The sequence below is a fragment of the Curtobacterium sp. 22159 genome (assembly GCF_052045775.1).
Lineage (GTDB): Bacteria > Actinomycetota > Actinomycetes > Actinomycetales > Microbacteriaceae > Curtobacterium.
This window is the reverse complement of the sequence record NZ_JBQEPN010000018.1, coordinates 1-22,116: the sequence shown is the minus strand read 5'-3', so window position 1 is coordinate 22,116 and position 22,116 is coordinate 1. Positions and strand designations below refer to the sequence as shown.

26 protein-coding genes are annotated in these 22,116 nt (G+C 73.0%); 4 read left to right on the top strand and 22 right to left on the bottom strand.

Features of this window, described 5'->3' with window-relative positions; translation table 11 throughout:
• Positions 1–43: 43 nt before the first annotated feature.
• The gene (locus tag ACTJKO_RS16930) at positions 44–793 is read left to right on the top strand and encodes an ABC transporter permease (protein WP_440690454.1); all 750 of its coding nucleotides are present in this window, start codon (positions 44–46) and stop codon (positions 791–793) included.
• A gap of 47 nt (positions 794–840) precedes the next feature.
• Entirely contained in the window at positions 841–1,599 is a 759-nt protein-coding gene (locus ACTJKO_RS16925; protein ID WP_440690452.1) for a COG4705 family protein, read from the top strand.
• A gap of 16 nt (positions 1,600–1,615) precedes the next feature.
• Here the strand turns inward: ACTJKO_RS16925 and ACTJKO_RS16920 are convergent, their stop codons facing one another.
• The 5 genes from ACTJKO_RS16920 to ACTJKO_RS16900 form a co-directional block, all read right to left on the bottom strand.
• The gene (locus ACTJKO_RS16920) at positions 1,616–2,383 is read right to left on the bottom strand and encodes an FAD:protein FMN transferase (RefSeq protein ID WP_440690450.1); all 768 of its coding nucleotides are present in this window, start codon (positions 2,381–2,383) and stop codon (positions 1,616–1,618) included.
• A complete protein-coding gene (locus tag ACTJKO_RS16915) occupies positions 2,380–2,913 on the bottom strand; it encodes an FMN-binding protein (RefSeq protein WP_440690448.1) in 534 nt (177 codons plus the stop codon). The genes ACTJKO_RS16920 and ACTJKO_RS16915 overlap by 4 nt, the downstream gene beginning before the upstream one ends.
• Positions 2,910–4,367, bottom strand: a complete 1,458-nt coding sequence (locus ACTJKO_RS16910; protein ID WP_440690446.1) for a ferredoxin reductase family protein — start codon at positions 4,365–4,367, stop codon at positions 2,910–2,912. The genes ACTJKO_RS16915 and ACTJKO_RS16910 overlap by 4 nt, the downstream gene beginning before the upstream one ends.
• Before the next feature lie 123 nt (positions 4,368–4,490).
• Complete coding sequence (locus ACTJKO_RS16905; protein WP_440690444.1) at positions 4,491–5,855, bottom strand: sensor histidine kinase; 1,365 nt, start codon at positions 5,853–5,855, stop codon at positions 4,491–4,493.
• On the bottom strand, positions 5,852–6,535 hold the full coding sequence (locus tag ACTJKO_RS16900) for a response regulator transcription factor (protein ID WP_440690442.1): 684 nt from the start codon (positions 6,533–6,535) through the stop codon (positions 5,852–5,854). The genes ACTJKO_RS16905 and ACTJKO_RS16900 overlap by 4 nt, the downstream gene beginning before the upstream one ends.
• A gap of 45 nt (positions 6,536–6,580) precedes the next feature.
• On the opposite strand from ACTJKO_RS16900, the gene ACTJKO_RS16895 reads away from it, so the two are divergent.
• Positions 6,581–7,480, top strand: a complete 900-nt coding sequence (locus ACTJKO_RS16895; RefSeq protein WP_440690440.1) for a LysR family transcriptional regulator — start codon at positions 6,581–6,583, stop codon at positions 7,478–7,480.
• A gap of 12 nt (positions 7,481–7,492) precedes the next feature.
• Here the strand turns inward: ACTJKO_RS16895 and ACTJKO_RS16890 are convergent, their stop codons facing one another.
• The 3 genes from ACTJKO_RS16890 to ACTJKO_RS16880 all read right to left on the bottom strand — a co-directional run bounded on the left by ACTJKO_RS16890 (position 7,493) and on the right by ACTJKO_RS16880 (position 9,809).
• Positions 7,493–8,557 carry a YeiH family protein gene (locus ACTJKO_RS16890; RefSeq protein WP_440690438.1) on the bottom strand — a complete coding sequence of 355 codons (1,065 nt, stop codon included), beginning with the start codon at positions 8,555–8,557 and terminating at the stop codon, positions 7,493–7,495.
• A gap of 114 nt (positions 8,558–8,671) precedes the next feature.
• Positions 8,672–8,872, bottom strand: coding sequence for a hypothetical protein (locus tag ACTJKO_RS16885; RefSeq protein ID WP_440690437.1), 201 nt, complete (start codon positions 8,870–8,872; stop codon positions 8,672–8,674).
• A 139-nt stretch (positions 8,873–9,011) separates the two neighbouring features.
• Positions 9,012–9,809 (bottom strand): helix-turn-helix domain-containing protein, encoded by a 798-nt coding sequence (locus ACTJKO_RS16880; RefSeq protein WP_440690508.1) that lies wholly within the window; start codon positions 9,807–9,809, stop codon positions 9,012–9,014.
• Between the two features lie 77 nt (positions 9,810–9,886).
• Between ACTJKO_RS16880 and ACTJKO_RS16875 the strand changes: the two genes are divergently transcribed.
• Positions 9,887–10,378, top strand: a complete 492-nt coding sequence (locus ACTJKO_RS16875) for a VOC family protein (protein WP_440690435.1) — start codon at positions 9,887–9,889, stop codon at positions 10,376–10,378.
• 17 nt (positions 10,379–10,395) lie between these two features.
• On the opposite strand, the gene ACTJKO_RS16870 is transcribed toward ACTJKO_RS16875, so the two are convergent.
• The 14 genes from ACTJKO_RS16870 to ACTJKO_RS16805 form a co-directional block, all read right to left on the bottom strand.
• Positions 10,396–10,764, bottom strand: coding sequence for a hypothetical protein (locus ACTJKO_RS16870; RefSeq protein WP_440690433.1), 369 nt, complete (start codon positions 10,762–10,764; stop codon positions 10,396–10,398).
• 261 nt (positions 10,765–11,025) lie between these two features.
• Positions 11,026–11,517, bottom strand: coding sequence for an AAA family ATPase (locus ACTJKO_RS16865; RefSeq protein WP_440690431.1), 492 nt, complete (start codon positions 11,515–11,517; stop codon positions 11,026–11,028).
• 69 nt (positions 11,518–11,586) lie between these two features.
• Positions 11,587–12,762, bottom strand: coding sequence for a flagellar hook protein FlgE (locus tag ACTJKO_RS16860; protein ID WP_440690429.1), 1,176 nt, complete (start codon positions 12,760–12,762; stop codon positions 11,587–11,589).
• A gap of 58 nt (positions 12,763–12,820) precedes the next feature.
• A complete protein-coding gene (locus tag ACTJKO_RS16855; RefSeq protein WP_440690427.1) occupies positions 12,821–13,261 on the bottom strand; it encodes a flagellar hook assembly protein FlgD in 441 nt (146 codons plus the stop codon).
• Between the two features lie 40 nt (positions 13,262–13,301).
• The gene (locus ACTJKO_RS16850) at positions 13,302–14,972 is read right to left on the bottom strand and encodes a flagellar hook-length control protein FliK (RefSeq protein ID WP_440690425.1); all 1,671 of its coding nucleotides are present in this window, start codon (positions 14,970–14,972) and stop codon (positions 13,302–13,304) included.
• On the bottom strand, positions 14,969–15,688 hold the full coding sequence (locus ACTJKO_RS16845) for a C40 family peptidase (protein WP_440690423.1): 720 nt from the start codon (positions 15,686–15,688) through the stop codon (positions 14,969–14,971). Before ACTJKO_RS16845 ends, ACTJKO_RS16850 begins: the two co-directional genes overlap by 4 nt.
• On the bottom strand, positions 15,685–16,116 hold the full coding sequence (locus tag ACTJKO_RS16840; RefSeq protein ID WP_440690421.1) for a flagellar FliJ family protein: 432 nt from the start codon (positions 16,114–16,116) through the stop codon (positions 15,685–15,687). The genes ACTJKO_RS16845 and ACTJKO_RS16840 overlap by 4 nt, the downstream gene beginning before the upstream one ends.
• Positions 16,116–17,447 (bottom strand): FliI/YscN family ATPase, encoded by a 1,332-nt coding sequence (locus tag ACTJKO_RS16835; protein WP_440690419.1) that lies wholly within the window; start codon positions 17,445–17,447, stop codon positions 16,116–16,118. The genes ACTJKO_RS16840 and ACTJKO_RS16835 overlap by 1 nt, the downstream gene beginning before the upstream one ends.
• The gene (locus ACTJKO_RS16830; protein ID WP_440690417.1) at positions 17,444–18,094 is read right to left on the bottom strand and encodes a hypothetical protein; all 651 of its coding nucleotides are present in this window, start codon (positions 18,092–18,094) and stop codon (positions 17,444–17,446) included. Before ACTJKO_RS16830 ends, ACTJKO_RS16835 begins: the two co-directional genes overlap by 4 nt.
• Complete coding sequence (gene fliG, locus ACTJKO_RS16825; protein WP_440690415.1) at positions 18,087–19,142, bottom strand: flagellar motor switch protein FliG; 1,056 nt, start codon at positions 19,140–19,142, stop codon at positions 18,087–18,089. The genes ACTJKO_RS16830 and fliG overlap by 8 nt, the downstream gene beginning before the upstream one ends.
• A complete protein-coding gene (gene fliF / locus ACTJKO_RS16820; RefSeq protein WP_440690413.1) occupies positions 19,139–20,803 on the bottom strand; it encodes a flagellar basal-body MS-ring/collar protein FliF in 1,665 nt (554 codons plus the stop codon). The genes fliG and fliF overlap by 4 nt, the downstream gene beginning before the upstream one ends.
• On the bottom strand, positions 20,803–21,156 hold the full coding sequence (gene fliE, locus ACTJKO_RS16815; protein ID WP_440690411.1) for a flagellar hook-basal body complex protein FliE: 354 nt from the start codon (positions 21,154–21,156) through the stop codon (positions 20,803–20,805). The genes fliF and fliE overlap by 1 nt, the downstream gene beginning before the upstream one ends.
• Positions 21,156–21,551: a flagellar basal body rod protein FlgC gene (locus tag ACTJKO_RS16810; protein ID WP_111044204.1), complete on the bottom strand. Its 396-nt coding sequence runs from the start codon at positions 21,549–21,551 to the stop codon at positions 21,156–21,158. The genes fliE and ACTJKO_RS16810 overlap by 1 nt, the downstream gene beginning before the upstream one ends.
• Positions 21,548–21,892, bottom strand: a complete 345-nt coding sequence (locus ACTJKO_RS16805) for a flagellar basal body rod protein FlgB (protein WP_440690409.1) — start codon at positions 21,890–21,892, stop codon at positions 21,548–21,550. Before ACTJKO_RS16805 ends, ACTJKO_RS16810 begins: the two co-directional genes overlap by 4 nt.
• Positions 21,893–22,116: the final 224 nt, after the last annotated feature.

Sequence of the window (22,116 nt, the reverse complement as noted above, 5' to 3'; positions counted from 1 at the left end):
CTCGAAGAACCGAGGGACGGTGCACCCGTGGCAGAGTCGAGGGGTGATCGATGCGAGCACCGTCCTCTGGACGCTCGTCGGGGTCCTCGGGCTGGTCGCGCTCGCGACGGCCGTCCTGGTCGCCGCCCGCGCCCCGTCGCCGTGGGCACCGGCGTTGGCGGTCCTCCGCGGCACCGTGCAGCTGGCCCTCATCAGCCTGGTCCTCAGCGGGGTCATCCGTGATCCCCGTTGGATCGCCCTCGCCCTGCTCGTGATGTTCGGCGTCGCGACCACCACCGCTGCTCGCCGGCTCGGGACCCTGCGCGACCGCTTCGTGCCGGTCGCGGCCGCGATGGCCGTGGGGATCGTCGCTGCGCTCGCGATCGTGTTCCTCACCGGTGCGATCGCCTTCACCCCGCGGTACGTGCTCGCGATCGGGGGCATCGTGATCGGGAACGCGATGACGACCGCGACGCTGTCCGGGCGGCGGTTCGTGGAACTCGTCGACGACCGGTGGGACGACGTGGAGGGCTGGCTCGCCCTCGGCGCGACACCCCGGCAGTCGACGGCGGACCTCGTGCGCCGCGCGATCCACGCCGCCATGGTGCCGAGCACCGACCAGACACGCACCACCGGCCTCGTCACCCTGCCCGGCGCGTTCGTCGGCGCGATCTTCGGCGGGGTGTCGCCGCTCGAGGCCGGGCGCTTCCAGATCGTCGTCCTCGCCGCGATCATCGCCGCGGGTGCCCTCGTCGCGACGTCGTTGACGCACGTGCTCGCACCGGTGAGGACGCGCCCTCCCCGCCCCCGCTGAGCACGATTCTCAGAGGTTCCTCCGAGGCGTGGCGCGAGCGTGGTCGGGTGCGTGCGAACAAGGTCCCGGTCCCGTCCCCGTCCTTCTGGATCGTGAAGGTGCTGACCACCGGGTTCGGCGAGGCGCTGTCGGACTTCCTCGTCAAGCGGTTCGACCCGGTCCCCACGGTGCTCGTCACGGCCGTCGTCTTCGCCGTCGTCCTGGGCGTCCAAATCCGGGCGCGACGGTACGCGCCGTGGCGGTACTGGGCAGCGGTCGTCCTCGTCGCCGTCTTCGGGACGATGGTCGCCGACGCCGCGCACGTGGCCGTCGGGGTGCCGTACTGGGTCTCCACCCTCGTCTTCGCCGTCGCGCTGGTGGCGGTCTTCGTCGGGTGGCGGCGGACCGCCGGGTCCCTCGACGTCCACGGGATCGACACGCTGCGACGCGAGGTCTGGTACTGGTGCGCCGTCGTCGTCACCTTCGCCCTCGGGACCGCCGTCGGGGACCTCGCCGCCTCCGTCGCGGGAGCGGGGTTCCTGGTCGGCGGACTCCTGTTCCTCGCGGGCATCGCGGTCGTCGTCGCGTTGCGGGGCCTGCGCGTGCTGGGGCCCGTGGCCGCGTTCTGGTCGGCGTACGTGCTCACACGACCGCTCGGCGCGTCGTTCGCCGACTGGGTCGCCGTCGATCCCGCTCGGGGTGGGCTCGGCGCGGGGACCGGACTCGTCTCGGCGGTCCTCGGTCTCGCCATCGTGGGGTTCGTGGCGGTGCTCCCGGACGAACACCGGCGACGGTACGCCGAGGAGCCGGAACCCGCGGGCCCCTGAGGGTCTCACAGCCGGTTCAGACCGTGCCGACGGCTCCGGGGGCAGGCTGCGGCCCGTCGTCGCGCACGGCCGGTGCGGCGCCGGGGGTCGCCCAGACCGTCCCGTCGGCACCGAACGCCAGCACGTCCACCGCTCCGTCGCTCGTCAGGCGGCGCAGGTCGTCCTGGTCCCCCGCCACGACGGCGGTCGCGAGCACGTCCGCGGTCACGATGTCGTCGGCGATCACGGTGGCCTGGACGAACATCGGTGTGGTCCGCCGCCAGATGTGCTCACCCCGTTCAGCGGTCCCCGAGGTGGCAACCGCGCGACGGGGCGCCTCCAACCGGACGACCCCGACCACCGTGTCCCGGTGTGCCGGATCGACGACGCCGACGGCCCACGGTTCCTCACCGCGGTGGCGCCCGCGAGCGAGGACGTCGCCACCGGCGCTGATCATCCAGTCGGTGCACGCCGTGTCCAGGACCGCGCCCGCGTCCCGGATCGCGAGCGCCTTCACGACACCGGAGAGGTCGACGACGCCGTCCGGGCGGTGCGGGGTGAACGCGCCGCCGGTCCGTTCCCGCCAGTCGAGTGCGAGTGCGTAGACCTCGCGCACCGCCGTCGGGGTGTCACCGAGACGGAGCGTCCCGGCGGCGACCCGGCTGAGGACCGACGACGGGTCGTAGAGGGTGTAGCGGTGGTCGTAGCCGGCGAAGACGCTGCGGACCTCGGCGGCCGACTCGGGCGTCGCGCCCCGCAGGCTCACCACCGTCCCCATCGTCTCGAACGTCAGGACGTCGGTCACAGTCCGGCCTTGTCGATGGCGGACTGCAGCGACGTCGTGTAGCCCTCACTCGTGAAGGTCGCGCCGCTCACCGCCTGGATCTGGGCGGACTGGGCCTGGAGCGCCTCCTGGCGGAGGATCGGCGCCGCCTCCTGACTGATCTGCACCGACCGGCCGTCGCTGTCGGTGAGCTGCAGTGCCGTGACGTCGGTGATCTTGCCGCTCGCGACGGTGATCTGCACCTGGACCGGACCGTAGCGGGTCTCGGTCGTGTCGCCGGTGAACGTCCCGGTGACGGTCGATCCGTTGCCGGAGCTGCTGGAGCCACCACTCGTCGAGCTGCTGCCGGAACCACCACTCGTCGAAGTGCTGCCGGAACCACCACTCGTCGAGGTGCTGCCGGAACCACCACTCGTCGAAGTGCTGCCGGAGCCGGACGTGGTGGACTGCTGCGCCGGTGCGGTGACCGCGGGCTGGCCGCCGAGCTGCCACCCGATCACCAGCACCGCGATCGACGAGACGACCCCGCCGGCGACGACCCGTGCTCTCATGACTCGAACCTCTCCTGGTGGATCTGGTGCTCGGGCACGCCGGCCAGCCGTGCTTCCCGGACCACGAGGTCCGACCACGCCCGCGGACCGCAGACGTAGAGGTCGGACTCGAGCAGTCGCGGGAACACCGACCGGAGGGTGACCCCGCGGCGGACGTCGTCCTCGGTCATCCAGCTCTCCCGGGACGTCGCGCGGTGACCCACCATGGCGTAGAGCGTGCTGCCGGTGGCCGCCGCCAGGGCTGCGGTCTCCTGCCAGAGGTACTGCTGGTCGGCGTCCGTCCCGCGCAGCAGCACGGTCGCTTCGCCCGGACGCAGGTCGGTGTCCTCGAGCAGTGCGCGGACGGGCGTGATCCCGATGCCGGACGCGACGAGCGCCAGGTAGGGGGCGGTGCGGGCCCGGCTCGTGAACAGCCCGTACGGCCCCTCCAGGGAGACGAACGCCCCGGGTGTGATGCGGCCGAGCCGGGCGGACCCGGCACCGAGGTCACGGACGGTGATCCGGGCGCGGTCGCGCCCCGGGACAGCGGAGAACGACACGGGGTGCGCGTGCCACCACGTCCGCGCGGTCCAGAACCGCCAGACGCCGTACTGCCCGCCCCGTGCGCCGAGACGGTCGAGGTCGCGACCCGCGAGGTGGATGGACACGACACCCGGGGCGATGGGCTCGACGTCGACGACGCGGATCCGGTGCCGGAACGTCACCACGAGCGGCAGTGCGAACCGGTACAGCACGATGAGCCCGAGCGCGACGATGTACAGGGCGATCCAGTAGACCCGCTGCCAGGTGCCGTGCGCGAGCACGCTCCCGACGCTGAGCATGTGCGGCAACGCCACCAGCACGGCGGCGTAGCTGAGGAGGTGGATCACGTGCCACGCCTCGTACGGCAGCCGCCGGCGCACCGCGACGAGCGAGGAGACGACCACGGCGACGAAGAGCCCGAGGCCGAGGTAGGCGAGCGGCATGTCCGGGGTGGAGAACAGCGCGATGGTCTCCGCGATCGGGCCGGTCCCGGCCGACGCACCGTACCCGAGGGTGAGCAGTGCGCCGTGTGCGAGGAGCAGGTAGAGCACCGGCTTGCCGAGCGACCGGTGGACCGCGATGGCGTTGTCCTGCCCGAACGTGCGGTCGATCAGCGGGACGCGGGCCGCGAGGACGAGCATCACGAGCACGAGGTCCGTCCCGATCAGTCCCGCCACGATCCCGGCGTCGGTCAACCAGCCGCCGATGCCGGACACGGTGTGCGAGCCCGGCGAGGCGAGCCAGAGCGTCACGGCGACCGCCGCGGACGTCCAGGCGAGGACGGCGAGCAGGTCGGTGACCGCGTTCCGGCGGCGACCGGCGCGACGACGTCTCCGGGCGGCGACCTCGAGGGGCTCCGCCGGCGGGGCGGCAGCACCCAGGCGCCGGGGTGTCGGCTCGGGGCGAGCGGTGGGGCGAGCGGTGTCGATCATCGTCTCGGACCTCCAGCGTGTGATCGGGTGACACTCAGCATCGGCACCCGGCCTATGCGTCGACCCGGAACGGGCTGGCCCGTTCGTTCGAGATCTCGAGTGATCCGGCAGCGCGACCCGTCGTCAGTGCGCGGGCAACCGCACCGTCGCGACCGCGCCGCTCCCGGGGAGGTTGCCGAGGTCCGCGGTGCCGCCGGCCCGCTCGGCGATGCCACGCACGAGGGCCAGGCCGAGCCCGCTCCCGCCGAGCACGGCACTCCGCGCGGCGTCGGCACGGGTGAAGCGGTCGAACGCCCGCGGGAGGAACGATTCCGGCACGCCCGGGCCGTCGTCCGTGACCCGGAGCTCGAGGGCACGCCCGCCGTCCTGGTCGAGCGTCACGCGGACGACGCCACCCTCCGTGCCCGCCGCGATCGCGTTCGCGACGAGGTTGTCGACGATGCGGGCGAACGCAGCCGGCTCGAGCGCGTAGCGGGCGTCGGGCACGTCGACGGACACGGCGAAGTCGATGTCGCGCCCACCTGCGCCGCCGAGTGCACGCGCGCGGTCGATCGAGGCCATGAGCTCGGTCACCAGGGCGTCGGCGGGGGTGGACGGCAGCGGCCCGGCCTCGTCGAGCCGGCTGAGTTCGAGGAGCGTGTTCGCGAGGGCGACCAGGCGTGCCGCGTCGGCCTCGGCGGCGTCGATCTCCCGTTCCAGCGCGACGGCGTCCCCGGACGAGCGGTGGGCCAGTTCGAGCCGCGCCGTGAGCGCGGCCAGCGGGGTGCGGAGCTCGTGGCTGGCGTCGGAGACCATCCGCCGCTCGCGTTCGGCGTTGTCGCGCTGTCGGTCCACGAACGCGTTGAGGGTCCGTGCGAGCGCGGCGAGTTCGTCGTCGGAGGTCCCGACCGGGAGGTGGCCGGCGGCGGTCCCGTCGCTCAGCGCCTCGGCCGTCCGGCGCATCCGGCCCACCGGCCGGAGTGCGAGGGTCGACAGCAACCACGCCGTGCCGGCGAAGGCGGCGAGTGCGAGGACCGTCCCGACGACCAGGGACCGGTCGACCCGCTCCAGGGTCTCCTGGCCGGCACGCCCGTCGTGCGCCGCCCAGACGACGAACGATCCGACCCGGTTCTGCACGGGGATGCCGACGACGGTCGCCACCCGATGGGCGGTGTGCACCCGGAGCGTCACGGGCTCGTCCGGCGGCGTGTTCGGCAGCGCGGCCTGCACGTCGGCGGGCAGCGAATCGACCGTCCACTCCCCCGTCGACGAGCGGATCCCGACCGAGACGTCCTCGGCCGGTCGGTCCGGCGGCTCGTCCGGGTTGTGCCGCAGGTCGGAGACGAAGGGTGCTGCGTCACCGGACGCGAGCGACTGGTCGGTGGCGAGGGTCGCGCGCTCGATCTGGACGTGGAGCGCCACCGCGACCCCGGCGAGGACGACGGCTCCGACGAGCAGGCTCCCGAGGGTGATCCGCGCCCGGATCGACAGGCGACGCAGGAACCTCACGGCGTCGGCACGACCTCGAGCGCGTACCCGACGCCGCGGACGGTCCGGATCACGACGTCGGCGCCGGCCGCCTGCAGCTTCTTGCGCACGTAGCTGACGTACTGGTCGACGATCGTCGGGTCGAAGTGCTCGGCACTCCCCCACACCTCCTCGAGCACCTCGGCCCGGGTCCGGACCGACGGCGACCCCTGGATCAGGTACCGCAGGAGCGAGAACTCCTTCACGCTGAGCGGCAGGTCCCGGCCCCGGACGGACGCCCGCACCGCCACGGTGTCGAGCCGCACCGAGCCCGCGGTCGACACCGTCGCACCGCCCGCGGCCCGTCGGCGGAGCTGGGCGCGCAACCGTGCGTTGAGCTCCGCGATCGCGAACGGCTTCGTCAGGTAGTCGTCCGCACCGGAGTCCAGCCCGAACACCCGGTCGTCCAGGGCGTCCCGTGCGGTCACGAGGATGACCGGCAGGTCCTGCCCCATCTCCCGGAGCCGACGACAGACCTCGAACCCGGTCATCTCGGGCAGCATGACGTCGATCGCCGCGGCGTCGTACGGCTGCGACCGTGCCGCGACCAGGGCGGCGATGCCGTCCGTCACGACGGTGACCGTGTGGCCCTCGCCGCTGAGGCCGCGCTCCACGAGCGCCCCCATCGCCGGGTCGTCCTCGACCACCAGGATGTTCGCCATCCGACCAGCAAACCAGGCTCCGCGTGGAGTTCGTAGAGTCATGGGGTGCCCGATCTCCCGCTCGACGCCCTGCGCGTGGTCTCCGCCGTCGCCGACTCCGGGAGCGTCGCCGCCGCAGCGGCCCGGCTGGGCGTCAGCCCGCAGGCCGTGTCGGCGCGGGTGCGATCGGTCGAGCAGCAGGTCGGCGTCCGGCTCTTCGACCGGACGCCCGGAGGCACGACCCCCACCGACGCGGGTCGCCTGGTGGCGTCGCGGGCAGACGAGCTCCTCGACGCGGCCGCCGACTTCGCCGACCGGATCCGTTCCCTCGCCCCGGACACCCGGCGGCGCGTCCGGGTCGCGGCGAGCCTCACGGTCGCCGACCACCTCGTGCCGTCGTGGATGGTCGAAGCCGCCCCCACCGACGACGTGGAACTCGCCGTCGTGAACTCGACCGAGGTCGCCGGACGAGTCCGCAGCGGTGCGGTCGACCTCGGGTTCGTGGAGACCACCGACGTGCCCGCCGACCTCGAGAGCCGGATCGTCGCGTACGACGAACTCGTCCTCGTCGTGCCGCCGGGGCACGCCCTCGCACGCAGCGGCAGCATCCGCCTCGCCGACCTCGCCCGGGTGCCGCTCGTCGCCCGCGAAGCCGGATCCGGCACCCGGACGTCGTTCGAGCAGCTGTGCGCGGAACACGGCGTCGGACCGACCGCCCCGCCGCAGCAGGTCGTCCCCACGTCCGCCGGCGTCCGCGCCGCCGTGGTCGCCGGTACCGGACCGGCCGTCCTGTCGGGCCTCGCGGTCCGCGACGACGTCGCCCTCGGCCGCGTGACACGGGTCCGGGTCGAGGACGCCAGGCTCGTCCGACCGCTCAGCGCCGTCTGGCGTGGCGGCAGCACGCTCGCCGGCCCGGCACGGGACTTCCTCGACGTGGCACTCCGGACGAGCGCCCGGGGACGGTGACGTCGGCGCGGATCAGAGGAGTCCGAACGCCGCCTGCGCACCGAGGCTCGTGGCGGCGACCAGGACCCAGAGGGCGACTCCCAGCAGCATCGGACGGAAGCCCGCCCGCCGCAGCGCGCCGAAGTCGGTCGAGACGCCGATCGCCGCGAGCGCGACCGTGATGAGGAACGTCGCGGCCGTCGCGAACGCGGGAGCGGTGGCCGCGGGCAGCACCCCGACCGTGCGCAGCAGGACCACCACGAGGAACCCGATGAGGAACCAGGGCACGAGCCGGAGGACGCGCACGCCCCCCGCGCGAACCGCGCCGTCGTCGGCGGTGGCCTGGTCTCGGGCGGTGCGCCGCGCCTCCAGGCCGGCCAGCCCGACCACGATCGGGATGATCATGAGGGTCCGCACCAGCTTCACGACGACCGCCGTGTCGGTGGCCTGGCGTCCGTACACCGTCGCGGTGGCGACGACCGAGGACGTGTCGTTGACGGCGGTGCCGGCGAAGACGCCGAACGCGTGCTGCCCGAGACCGAGCGCGTGGCCGAGCAACGGGAAGACGAACACGGCGGCGATGTTGCAGAGGAAGATCGTCGACATCGCGTAGGCGACGTCCGCGCTCACGGCGCCGATGACCGGGGTGACGGCCGCGATGGCCGATGCGCCGCAGATGCCGGTGCCCACGCCGATGAGCGTGCGGAGCGCACCCGACACCCGCAGCAGGCGGCCGATCCCCCACGCCGCAGCGAGGCACACCACGAGCGTCGTGAGCATGACCGGCAGGGTCTCGCCGCCGATGCGGAGCACCTCGCCGATGGACAGCTGTGCGCCGAGGAGCACCACGGCGGCCTGCAGGACGCGACTCGACGCGAACTTCACACCCGGCTGCAGCGTGCCGAGGTCGCCTGCGCCACCGGCCACCGATCGACGACGGCGGGCGAGCCAGCCGACGAGGGCGCCGATGACGACCGCCGGGACGGGGCCGCCGACCACCGGGACCACCGTGCCGACCAGGGTGGCGATGACGCCGACGCCGAGGGCGACGGTGACGCCGGGGGTTGCCGACCGGACGGCGGCGGGATCGAGGAGCATGGTGCGATCGTCCCGCACCGGCCGGCCGCGGCGCCAGCAGCGCGGTGTTGCGGGCCCGCAATCCCGCGTTGCGACACGCCCCCGTGTCGACTGGCGACGGGCCGGACCGGACCGTCAGCCGAGCACGCCGTCCTCGTCGTCGTCCGCATCGTCGGCGTCGAGCGGCACCGGGCGGTCGTCGTCCGGGAGCAGCTCGGCGTCGCCGTCGTCGACGACGGGGAGGTCGTCGGGGTCGTGCACGGCAGGTGTCGGCTCGTAGTCGGTGTCCTGCGCCTCGCGGAATCCGTCGAGGGCATCGTCTCGTGGATCGCTCATGCCCCGACCGTAACCCCGGGACCGTGTCGTTGTCCGCGGTGACCCCGGGACCGCGTCGTTGTCCGCCGTGACCGCCGGGCGGCCGCGGCACGGTCCGTCCCGTGCCGGTCCGGCGGCGATGGCTGCGCTCCGGACGAGGTCAGGCGTCGGGCCGGGCGCGGCGGTAGTCGCTCGGCGTGATCCCGAGACTGCTCCGGAAGTCGTTCGTCAGGTGGGCGTGGTCGGCGTACCCGAACCGGTGCGCGAGCGACGTCAGGTCGGTGCCGGGGTCGAGGCGGAGCTGCTCTGCGGCCTCCTGGAGTCGGCGGCGGCGGATCAGCGCGGCGGGCGGGAGACCGACGTACTTCGCAGCGAGACGTTGCGCACTGCGCTGGGAGACGCGGAGCTCGGCGGCGAGGGCCGTCACGGTCAGGAGGCGCGCGTCGGTCTCTGCGGCCGCCACCATGCGGTTCGCGAGCAGGGCCTCCTCGCTCGGCGTGCCGAGGTGGTCCAGCAGCCACTCGGCGAAGGCGCTCGTCGCGTCGTGGTGACGTTCCGCCCGGGGAGCGTCCGCGGTCATGGCCGCCCGGACGGCCGAGTGGAGGTCCGGCAACCGCAGGCTCCGGGACGTGTCACGCAGCCGCCCGACGTCACCCGCCAGCGTCGGGACCGCGGCGGGACGCAGGAGGGCACCCACGGCCCAGCCCGACCCGCTCAGGTCACGGTACGACGAGCGTGTCGTCGGGCCCCAGATGCCCGTCGAGGCGTCCTCGACCACGAGGTTGCACGCCGGGAAGCCGATCAAGTGCTGTCGCTCGGTGTGCCCGGGCGCGACGTCCCACTCCGGGATCCAGAACCAGCGCACGAACACCGCCGCGTCGCCGGTGACCGGCACGCGGTGGAAGGTGGGGAGCGCGCGCGGGTACAGCACCCCTCGGGACGCTCCGGGCTCCGGCATCACGCGCCCGACCCTACCGAGTGGTCGTGTCGCGAATGTGCAAGCGGTCCGCGGATCGGGCTCCCTACGCTGCGGGCATGGCAACAGCAGCACACGGCACGCACACCGACCACGGCACCCCCGCGAGCGTCAGCAGCATCACCCCGTTCCTCGCGATCCCCGACGCCCGCGGAGCGATCGGGTTCTGCCACGACGTGTTCGGGGCACGCGTGGTCGACGTCACCGAGATGGGCGGCGTCGTCGTCCACGCGGTGCTCGACTTCGGGCACGGCCACCTCCAGATCGGCGAACCCACCGCCGACCTCGGCCTCGTCGCCCCGCCAGCAGGCGAGGACGACTGCTACTCGCTCGGGCTGTACGTCCAGGACGTCGACGCCGTCGTCGCGGCGGCTCGAGCAGCCGGAGCCACCCTCCGTGAGCCGGTCACCGACTTCGCTTCGGGCGACCGCTACGCGAGCATCCGCGATCCCTTCGGGATCCGCTGGTCCGTCATGACCCGCATCGTGGACATCAGCGAGGAGGAGAGCGCTCGCCGGGTCGCCGAGTGGGCGGCATCGCGAGCGCAGTGAGCTCGGTGCGGCGCTCCCTACGCCTCGTTGCCGCGACTCGGACGCGGCGCGACCATGTGCGGTTCGGGCACGCCCTTCCCGTCGTCGCCGAACCAGGTCACTTCGATGCTCACGAGTACGCCGGTACGGTCGAAGACCGGCAAGACCTCGACCGGGAGCTCATCACTGAGCAACGCAGGGACGTCATCAGCGACGACGACCGGGACCGGTCCGGGGAACGACACGTTGAAGCTCCCGCAACGGCAGCCGCAGTTCCCCGCCACCAGCATCGTCGCCGCTTGCATTCGGAGGGCGTTCGTGCTCTTCCCCACGGCCGCGTCGGCAAGTGCATCGACGATCGCTCGCTCGTCAGGTCGAGGCGGTCGCAGCGGCTCGATCGATTCCACCACTCGACGATCATCGCAGAGGGGGCACGGTGTGCGACCGCGGTCGGGACAACGGCTCGATCCAACGTCGTGACGAGGGGTGTGCCGACCCCCGACTCCCGAGCGACCCCCGGTCCGGCGCCGCAGATGTGTTGGCGCAGGTGCTCCTCATCGCACGTCGCTTCGACGTCGATCAGCCGGACGAGGTCACGAAGAAGTGGCTCCTCGAAGTGGCCACGGGTCGCGAGCGCCCCGTCCTGCTTCCCGCTCCTGCAACCACGGCTATCGGTCCTCGAGGACGCGACCGAGGACTGTTCGGACGTCATCGCCCGGAAGGATCGGCCGTTCTGCGACGAACGGCAGCGGGTCCCACGCGTGGTACCACTCGCGCATCCGGTCCGGATCGACCTCCGCCGCTTCCGGCCGCTGCGCGTGCCGCCGCAGCGTCTCCTCGAACGTCAGGTCGAAGGCGAAGAAGCGGGCGTCGGTCGCGGCACCCGCGATCCGTTCGAGCATCTCGGCGTAGCGGTCGGCTCGGAAGATCCCTTCCAGGACGACATGGTGACCGGCGGTCAGGCAGTGCAGCGCCGCAGCCTCGAGCAGACCCGCGTGTTCCATCCCGTCCGCGTGCCCGGCGTCGTGACGCTCCCGGTAGACGGTGCGGCGGAAGTGGTCCTGGCCGAGGAGCGCCGTCGGCCACCCCAATGCACGCTGGAGTTCCGCCGCGAGGGTCGACTTGCCGGAGCCCGAGTTCCCGCGGATCACGATCAGCACGGTTCCCACGATACGGAAGCCGGGCACCCCTGCCTCACCGTCGACGGCGAGGTAGGGGTGCCGCGACCGCTACCGCTTCAGGTTCGTCAGCTCCTGCAGCACCTCGTCCGACGTCGTGATGATGCGCGCGTTCGCCTGGAACCCGCGCTGCGCGACGATGAGGTTCGTGAACTCCTGCGACAGGTCGACGTTGGACATCTCGAGCGTGCCCGACGCGAGCTGCCCGACACCCGGCGAACCCGGAGCCCCGACGGTCGCGTTGCCCGAGTTGGCGGTCGCGCGGTAGCCCGAGGCACCGGTCTTCTCGAGACCGGCCGGGTTGGCGAAGGTCGCGAGGGCGATCCGCCCGATGGCGAGCGACGCGCCGTTCGAGAACGAGCCCATCACCGTGCCGTCCTTCGCGATCGAGTAGCCCTGGAGCGTCCCGGCCTCGTGCCCGTTCTGCGACGAGATCGACGCCGTGTTGAGGGAGGCGAACCCGGTGAGCTGCGTCATGTCCACGGCGATGCCGCCGACCGTGACCGTGCCGCCGGCGGTCAGCTTGCCGTCCGTGCCGAACGTGAGCGAGGTCGTCGCCGTCGCGCCCTGGCCGTCCGTCGCGGCGACGTCCCAACCCGCGGCCGTGCGGGTGTAGGCGAGCGACATGGTGTGCTTCGCACCCGAGGCGTCGTACACCGTGGCGTCACGCGTCAGGGTGGTGCCGACCGCCGTCTCGGACGGCAGGTTGCCGGTGACGCCGGCGGTGCTGGTGCGGACCGCCGGGGCTGCGGCGTCGAGCGGCAGCACGATGTCGGACAGCGCGCCGTTCTCGTTGACGACCCCGTTGGTGGCCGGGTAGCCCTGCACGATCTTGCCGTCGGCGCTCACGAGACGGCCGTCGGCGTCGAAGTCGAACGCGCCGGCGCGGGTGTACACGGTGTCGTTGCCGAGGCGGGTGACGAAGAACCCGTCGCCCGAGATCATCAGGTCGGTGGCCTTGCCGGTGGCCTGTGCGGACCCCTGGGCGAAGTTCGTCGAGACGCCGGCGACCTGGACGCCGAGGCCGATCTGCGCGGGGTTCGTGCCGCCGATGCCGGTCTGCGGCCCGCCGGCGCCCTGGGTCATCTGCGACAGGGTGTCCTGGAAGACCGTGGACGACGACTTGAAGCCGACCGTGTTGACGTTGGCGATGTTGTTGCCGGTGACGTCGAGCATCTCCTGGTGTGAACGGAGGCCGGAGATCCCGGAGTAGAGCGAGCGGAGCATGGTGCGTCCTTTCGTGGAACGACGACGAGGGAACGACGACGAGGAAGAAGGTGGAGGGTCAGGAGGAGGTCGTGGTGGTGATGCCGGAGATCACGTCGAGGTTGACCTCCTTCCCGTTCACGGTCACGGTCGGCACGCTCGCGGCGTACGACACCGCGGTCGCCGTCCCGGTGACGTCCTTGCCGGTGGTCGCGTCGGTGTAGCTGACCTGCTTGCCGACGAGGTTCGCGGCGGCGATCCGCATCTGCAGCGAGAAGTTCTCGTTCGCCGTCGTGGTCTGGTTGGTGATCTGCTCCATCATCGCGAGCTGCGTCTGCTGGCTGATCATCTGGTTCGTGTCCATCGGGGACGACGGGTCCTGGTTCCGCAGCTGCGTCACGAGCAGCTTCATGAACACGTCCGAGTCCATCGTCTGCGAGCGCGAGTTGGCCTGGTTCGCAGCGAGGGCCGCGGCCTGTGCGGCCTGGTCCACGGTGCCGGTGATGCCGTCGATCGGCATGGTCGTTCCCTTCGGTTCCGCCGGTGCGGGCGGTGCTCGCTCAGGCGAGGACGTCGAGTCCGGCGGAGCGGACGGTGGGCGTGTGGGTGGTGCCGGGTGCGCGCGGGGTGGGGCGCGCCTCCAGGCCGGGGTCACGGCGGACGAACGGACCGGGCCGGTCGTCCTGCCCGGAGCGGGCGTCCGGGTGGTTCTGCGAGGACAGGTCGAGCGTGGTGGAGCCACCGGCACCGGCGGCGTCGCGGCGGAGGTCCGGGAGGACCTGCCGGACCGCGTCCCGCCCCGCGTCGGAGCTGGCGAACAGCTCGACGTGCATCCCGTGCGTCGTGACGTGCGCGCGGATCGTGACCGGACCGAGGGAGTCCGGCGTCACCTGGACGGTGACGACGTGCTCGCCCGGTCCGGCCTGCGCGAGGGTGAACACCGGCCGGCTGAGCTGCTGTGCGAGCGGCGCGGGAGCGTTCGCGGTGGCGGCGCCCGGAGCCGATGCGGGGGTGGCGGACGTGGTCGGCGCGACGGTGGGGATCGCGACGGGCGCGTCGGCCCCGCGGGGTGCGGTGACGGCCTGGAGGCGCGGATCGCCCTGGCCCGTCCCGCCGTCGTCCGTCCCGTGGCCGGTCTGGGCGCCGCTGGCCCGGGCTCCGTCAGCGGCCGTCGCCGTCGAGCTGACGACCACGGGTGTGCTCGGCGCGTCGGCGGTCTGCGCCGTGGGGCGTGCGCCCGGCGAAGCGGCGGCGGCGCTCGGGAGCGCGGGAGTGTTCGTCACCGCGGCGGCTCCCGGTGCCTGCGACGTGCTCGTCGCGGTCGGCACCGCGGGCGTGGGCGACCCGTCGGGGCCGGTCGTGGTCGCCGTGGCGGGCGTGCTCGCTGCCGGGCCTGCGCTGGTCCCCGGGGAGCCCGCGGGTGCAGCGCCGGTCGTGACGCCGGCCGGAGTCGACGTCGTGGCCGCGGTGACGGCACGGTCGACGCTCGTCGGCACCGGCTCCCCCTCGGCTGCGGCGGTGCGGGCGGGCGACGCGACGACACCGACGCTCCCGGCTGCACCAGCGGTGCCGGCCGTGGTCGTCCCGGGCGTGGACGCGGTGGCCGTCGCGAGCACGGCGGAGGTCGCGGCAGGGATCGCTGCTACGGGCACCCCGGTGGTCCCGGCGGCGCTGGGGGCCGGGCTCGTCGGGGCTGCGTTGACGAGCGTCGCCACCGGGTCGACGGTCCCGGTGGCCGTCGGGGACCCGGCGACGGTCGGCGCGACGGTCACCGGCACGGGCGCGGTCATCGGCCCCGGCGCGGATTGACCGACCGGCTGCGAGCCGTCGGTCGCGACGGCGACGGCGGAACCGTCGGTCGCGGTCGTCCCTGGAGCCGCGCCGTCACGCGTCGGAGCCGCACCCGCAGCCGCGGTGGCGTCGGTCCCCGGCCGGTCGCGCTCGGCGCGGGCGTGCTCGGGGCGGGCGTGCCCGCCGGTGCCGTCGCTCCGCCCGGGACGCGGCGCAGGGTCGGCACCCGGCCGTGCGGGCGATCCCGGACGTGCGGGCGATCCTGGACGTGCGTGCCCCGTCCGGCGGTCGTGCTCGGCGCCGTCCGACGGGGTGCGGCGGTCCGGGCCGGTGCCGACCGCGGCCAGCGCAGCGCCGAAGGAGTCCGCGGACGTCGGCGTCGCCGCGGCCGTGGGCTTCGGCGGGGTCGTGGACGGCAGGGTGCCGATGGTCATGCTCATGCGGCGCTCCCGCTCTGCATCAGGGACAGCAGTGCCGCGGTCTGGAGGTCGGTCGACCGGGACGCGGCGCTCGTCGTCGTCGCGGTCGCCTGCGCCTGGGCGGGGACGATGCGGCGGATCGTCTGGATGTCCGAGTCCTTGTACCAGTTGTCGACGATCCGGACGTCCTTGCCGGGGCGCGGTGCGTGCAGGACCTTGCCGTCGCCGACGTAGATGACGACGTGCCCCTCGCCCTTCGGGATGATGAGGTCGCCGGGCTGCGCGTCCTTGAGGGAGCCGACCTCGACGCCCATCTTCGCCTGGTCCGGCACGACCCGGGGCATGGTCACCCCGAGGTCCTTGAACACGGTCTGTACGAGCCCGGAGCAGTCCATCCCCGAGGTCGTCGTGCCGCCGAACACGTACGGCACGCCGAGGTACTTCTTCGCGTCGGCGACGACGTCCGCACCGGTGGCACCACTGCCGGTCGCGATGGTGCCCGCACCGGCGTCCACCGACGTCGCCGCTCCCGTGTTGGCCGCGGCGGTCGTCACGCCGGCCCCGGTCGTCCCGGAGGCGGCTGCACCGGTCGTCGTCCCGCTCGCCGAGGCGAGGGCGTCGGCGAACGCGGTCGAGCTGTCGGTCCCGGTCGACGACGTCGTGGTCGTGCCGGTGCGCAGGGCATCGATCTGGCTCCGGATCTCGGAGATCCGGGAGAGCACGGCGTCCACGCTCATCGGGCACCACCTTCCGCGCGGCCGCGTGCCGCGATCTCGTCGAGGGCGTTCTGTTCGGTGCGGAGCTCCTCGGCGGTCTGCTGCTCCACGTGCTGCGCCTCGAGCTTCTCCAGTCCGAGGGCGGAACGGCGCGCGTCGTTGTAGGCGTCCTGTGCCGCGTCGGCGTCCGCGCGGCGGCTCCGGACCACCGCGTCGAGCTCCTCGAGCATCCCGCGCGTGGCGGCCCGGGCGGCGGCGACCGCGCTGAGGGTCGCGGCGTCCTGCACCGGCTGTGATCCCTCCGCGTCCGCGAGGCTCCGACGCGCGGCGACCCGGGCGTCGGCGGCGTCGCGCACCCGGTCGTTGGCGGCGGCGAGGGCTGCGGCGGCACGGTCCTGCTCGGCGTGCCGGAGCCGCAGGAGTCCGGCGAGCGGGAAGCGGCGGGCCATCAGGACGCACCTCCGAGCACCGCGACGAGACGGTCGAGCGCACGCCAGGACGCCTCCGCGGTGACGCGTTCGTCCATGCCCTGCCGGAGGAACGCGTCGATCGCGTCCTGGTGGTCGACGGCGGCGTCCACGAGCGGGTTCGAGCCGCGCTGGTACGCACCGACGTCGAGCAGGTCCTGGGCGGCACGGCGTGCGGCCATGACCTTCCGGAGGGTCGTCGCCGCCTGGCGCTGCGGGGGCGTGGTGACCTTCGAGGCGACGCGGGACACCGATCCGAGGGCGTCCACCGACGGGAAGTGGCCGGTGACGGCGAGCTTGCGGTCGAGCACGACGTGGCCGTCGAGGATGCTCCGGGCGGCGTCCGCGATCGGCTCGTTGTGGTCGTCGCCGTCGACGAGCACCGTGTACAGGCCGGTGATGCTGCCGGTGCGGTCGGTACCGGCCCGTTCGAGCAGTCCGGCGAGCACCGAGAACGTCGACGGCGGGTACCCCCGGGTCGCGGGCGGCTCCCCCACCGACAGTCCGATCTCCCGCTGCGCCATCGCGACGCGCGTGAGGGAATCCATCATGAGCACGACGTCCTGCCCGGCGTCGCGGAACGACTCGGCGATCCGGGTCGCGACGACGGCGGCACGGAGGCGCATCAGCGCGGGCTCGTCCGAGGTCGACACGACGACGATCGACCGCGCGAGACCCTCGGGCCCGAGGTCGTCCTCGAGGAACTCGCGCACCTCGCGGCCGCGCTCGCCGACGAGCGCGATGACGTTCACGGCGGCGTCGCTGCCCCGGGCGATCATCGACAGCAGCGAGGACTTGCCGACGCCCGAGCCCGCGAACAGGCCCATGCGCTGCCCCCGCCCCACCGTCGTCAGGGTGTCGAGCACGCGCACGCCGAGCTGCATCGGGGTGTCGATCCGGGTCCGCGCCATGGCGTTCGGCGTCTCGTGGTCGAGCGGCACCCAGGCGTCGGTGTCGAGCGGCCCGCGGTCGTCGATCGGCCGTCCGAGCCCGTCGAGGACCCGTCCGAACAGGCCGGCACCGGTCGGCACCAGCACCGGGCGCCCGGTCGGCCGGGCCGGGGTGCCCGCGGTGACCCCGGTGAGCCGGCCGAGCGGCATGCAGCGCACCCCGGTGACGTCGGTCGCGACGACCTCGACCGCGGTCTGCGGGCCGTCCTCGTGGCCGACCGTCACGACCTCGCCGACGCGCGCGTCGAGCCCGGCGATCGTCAGCCCGAGGCCGACGGCGCTCGTCACCGTGCCGACGCGCTGCGGGGCAGCACTGCGGACCGCCTCGTCGAGGCCGCGCGGACGGAGGAGCGTGGCGGTCACGCGGTCACCCCCAGGGCGGTGCGGGCACGGTCGAGCGCGGTCGCGATGCGGGCGTCGAGCAGCCCGTCCGGCAGGTCCACGACGGCGTCGCCGTCGACGAGCGACGCGTCGGCGACGACCGGGACGGGGAGGTCGAGGTCCGCCACGCGACCCGCGTCCGCGACGCTCAGCCGCACGGCCAGCGCGACGGTGGTGTCGACGGAGGCGAGCGCCCGGCGGACGGTCGCCTCCGCACCGGACGGGTGCCGCGCCTCCTGGGCCGTCTCCGTCGGTCCGTCGGTCGCCGCTCCGGGCTGCCGGGAGGCGCGGATCGCGTACCCGACGACGGCTTCCGCCAGTTCCATGGCCGCGGCGGCCACCGACTGCTCCGCGTCCGACAGGACGGGCACGACCCGTGACAGGAGCGCGTTCGTCGCGGCGTCGAGCACCTGGATCCGACGCGCCGTGTCGGCCTGCAGGGAGGCAACGCGGGCCTCGTGCTCCGCCTGCAGGCGCGCCCGGAGCGCGTCGGTCTCGGCCTGCGCGGCGCGGAGCCCGGCGGCGTACCCGGCGGCGTGCCCACGGACGTCCGCACCGGTGGCGCGTTCCCTGGCCGACGCGTCCCCGATGACCGGGAACGTGACGCGCTGCACGACGGTGTCAGTCAACGAGCTCGTCCTCCTCGGCGCGGTGGACGGTGATGACGCCCTGGGCCTCGAGCTCGCGGACGGAGCGGACCACCTCGGCTCGGGCCTCCTCGACCTGCGAGACGCGGACCGGACCCATCGCCTGCAGCTCGTCGTCGAGCAGTTCGCGGTTGCGCTCCGAGACGTTCGCACGGATGGTCTCGACGACCGGGCCGGCGGCGCCCTTCATCGCGGTCGCGAGGAGCTTCGAGTCGATGCCGCGGAGCACCTGCTGGATGTCCCGTGCCTCGAGCTTCACGATGTCCTCGAACGTGAGCATCCTGGAGCGGATGTCCTCGGCGAGTTCGGGGTCCCGCGCCTCGAGACCGTCGAGAACGGCCTTCTCGGTCGCGACGTCCGAACGGTTGATGATCTCGACGAGGGGCTGGATCCCGCCGACGACCTCGACGCTCTCGCGCGGGGACACGACGGCACCGGCACGCTGCCGGAGCACACCGGCGACGATGCCGACGGCCTCCGGTGTGGCAGAGCCCATCGTGGCGAACGCCTGCGCGACGTCGGTGCGGACGCGTTCGTCGACGCCCGCGAGCACGGCGCTCGCCTGGGCGGGCTTCAGGTGCGCGAGGACGAGGGCGATGGTCTGCGGGAGCTCGCCCTCGAGGAGCGTGATCACCTGCCCGGGCTCGGCGTCGTCGAGGAAGTCGAACGACTGGCCGGCGAGGTTCGACGCCAGGCGGTCCATCACCCCGGCCGCGCGCTCGGCGCCGAAGGAGGCCTCGAGCAACCCGAGCGCGGTCTCCTTGCCGCCGCGCTTCTGCGTCCGGCCGCTCAGGGTCATCCGGTGGAACTCGGTGAGCGTGCGGTCGACGACGGAGTCCTCGACGCGGCGCATGCGCACGATCTCGGCGGAGATCTCCTCCGCCTCGATCTCCGTGAACTGCTTCATGACCTCGGCGGCGCGCTCGGTCTCCATCTGCATGAGGATGAGCGCGACCTTCTGGGCTCCGGTCAGCGGACGGTCGCTCGGCGCGCCGCCGGCAGCGCCGATGCTCGGGGTGAGCGCGCTCACACCGGCGCCCGGTCGTCGAGGAGCCCGCGGAGGAGCTCGGCGGTGCGCTTCGGGTCGCGCTCGGCGAGGGCGGAGATGTCCTGACGACGGCGCTCGGCCGAGATCTCCTCGGTGGTCAGGACCTCGGTCGGGGCGTCGTCGAGCGGGATGCTCGGCAGCGCCGCGGTCGGCGCGTCCCCGGCCTGCAGGGTGCCCCGGTCGTCGCCGTCGAGCGCGAGCGGCAGCTGGAACGTCTCGCCGGCGAACGCGTCGAGTTCGCCGAGGTCCACGGCCTCGCGCTCCTGCTGCCGGCCGCGGCGCAGGAGGAAGAAGACGATCGTGAGGAGCGCGAGCAGGGCGCCGACGACGATGCCCGCCGTCCGGATCGCCGACCAGAGCGCCTCCTGCTGGTCGGCCTTCTGCTGCGCCTCGAGCGCCTTCGTGGCCTTGTCGGCGGCGGTGGTGTCGAAGTCCATCATCGCGACGCGGACCTGGTCCCCGCGGGTGGAGTCGACGCCGGCGGCAGCGGAGACGAGGTCGTTGATGCTCTGCAGGTTGGCGTTCTTGACGGCGGTCGCCTTGGCGTTGAGGGCGACGGAGATCGTCTGTCGCGACAGACCGCCGGCGGGCAGCTGGGTGGTCTCGGTGGTGTGGTCGACCGCGTTGTTCTTCGTCGCCGACTCGTTCTTGTAGCCGTCGTTGGCGCTGCCGGACGCCGAACCGTTCGGCACCGCGATGTTGTCCGGCCCGAGCACGCCGGTGGCGCCGCTGCCCGCACCGGACCCCGATCCGTACTGCTCGGTGGTGGACGATTCGTTGAGTGCCACCGGCCCGGTGGTCGGCGTCGTGTAGGACTCGGACGTCCGGGTGCCCGAGTTCTGGTTCATCGTCGCGGACACGACGACGCTGGCGTTGCCCGCACCGAGCGTCGTGTCGAGCAGGTCCTGGATCTTCTTGCTCGTCGACGCGTCGTAGTCGGCGGCCTGGTCGGCACCACCGCCCGTCGCGCCGGTCCCCACGGCGGAGAGCGTCTGGCCCTTCGAGTCGACGACGGAGACGTCCGTGGGCTGCATGCCCTCGACGGCGGCGCTGGTGAGGTGCACGATGGCCTGCACCTGATCGGTCGTCAGTTCGGCGCCGTTCTTCGTCGCGATGAACACCGACGCCGTCGGGTCCTTCTCCTCCGAGACGAAGACGGTCTTCTCGGGGATCGCGAGCTGCACGGACGCGGTCTGCACGCCGTCCATCGCGCTGATGGTCTTCGCGAGCTCGCCCTCCATCGCCCGCTTGTAGGTGACGTCCTGCTGGAACTCGGAGCTCGTCACGCCCATCTTGTCCAGGAGCGAGTACCCGCCCTCGTTCGACGACGGCAGGCCGTTCGACGCCGCCTTGAGCCGCTCCGAGTACACCTGCGCCTGGGGCACGAGGATCGTCGCGCCGCCGTCGGTGAGCTGGTAGGGCACACCGTCCGCCTGCAGCTGGTCCGTGATCGAGCTGGCGTCCGCGGCCGCCAGCCCGGTGAACAGCGGCGCGTACGACGCCTTGCCGAGGAAGCTCGCCAGGGCGATCCCGCCGAGCACGAGTGCGGCGATGACGAGGATCGCGATCGTCCGCTGCGCGGCGGAGAACCCCTTGACGTACGCGCTGAGCCGGGCCCAGACGTTCTTGACGGCGACGGGCATCAGGCCTGCATCCTCATGATCTCGTTGAACGCGTCGACGCCCTTGTTGCGGACGGCGGCGACGAGCTCGAGGGTGACCTGCGCACGGGTGGCGGCGATGGTCGCGTCGTGGATGTCGTCGAGGTTGCCGGTGACGGCCTTGAGCGCGAGGGTCTTCGAGTCGCTCTGCAGCTGCTGCAGCCCGTCGACGGCGTTGCCGAGGCTCGCGGCGAACCCGCTGCCGTCGGTCCCGGTCGTGCCGGTGGTGGTGCTGGGGTCCGTCACGGCACCCGCTCCCGTGGCTGCGTCCGCCGCGCCGGGGAAGGCACGGGTCATCGCGTTGGTGGTCACACCGTTCACGGCGTCGATGGGCATCAGTTCTTCCCGATCTGCAGTGCCGCCTCGTAGGCGGTCTTCGCACGGTCGACCACGGCGGCGTTCGCCTGGTAGCCGCGCTGGGCCATGATGAGGTCCGCCATCTGGGTGCCGAGGTCGATGTCCGGCATGCGGACGTACCCCTCGGCGTTGGCGAGCGGGTTGTCCGGGTCGTACGTGACCCGACCGGCGGCGCTGCCGAACGCCGCACCCTTGACGTACGCGCCGGACACGCCGTTGCCCTCCTGGACCTCGACGTAGCGCGCCTGGAACGCCGAGTCGTCCATCGACCGGACGGTGTTGACGTTGGCGATGTTGTCGGAGATCGCGTCGAGCCACTTGCGGTGCACGGTCATGCCGGTGCTCGCGATGCCGATCGCGTCGAACGTGGTCACGAGGTGGTCCGCATCGCCGCGCGGACGCTGGTGAGCTCGGAGTTCATCGCCTGGGTGGCGAACTGGTACCGGAGCACGGTGTCGACGTTGGAGAGCGTCTCCTCGTCGAGGTTGACGTTGTTCCCGTTCGTGTTCGTCGGCTCGAGGCTGCGCGCGACGGTCGGCGTGGTGCTGCCGCTGCCGTCGACGATCGACTTCGCCAGGGCGTCCTCGAACTGGACCTTCTCGGCGTGGTAGTTCGGCGTGTTGATGTTCGCGATGTTGTTCGCGATCACCCGCTGCCGCATCGACAGGCCGTCGAGTGCGCTCTGCAGCGCGGCCGACGTCACGGAATCGAACACGGTTGACCGTCCCCTCGATGTGCGACGTCCCCTGACGTCGCCGACTGGCGGTGGCCGATCCGTGGCCGAACTGACGAGCGATCCCTGCTCACGTGGCGCTGTCGGCCGGGCGTCGGGGCGCGTAAGCGGCTGCCCCGAACGGGGGGGGTGGGGTGTGGCGTGGGCGGGGCGCTGCCGACTCGAAACGACGTCCTCGCTGTCGCACGACACCGACAACGTCGCCC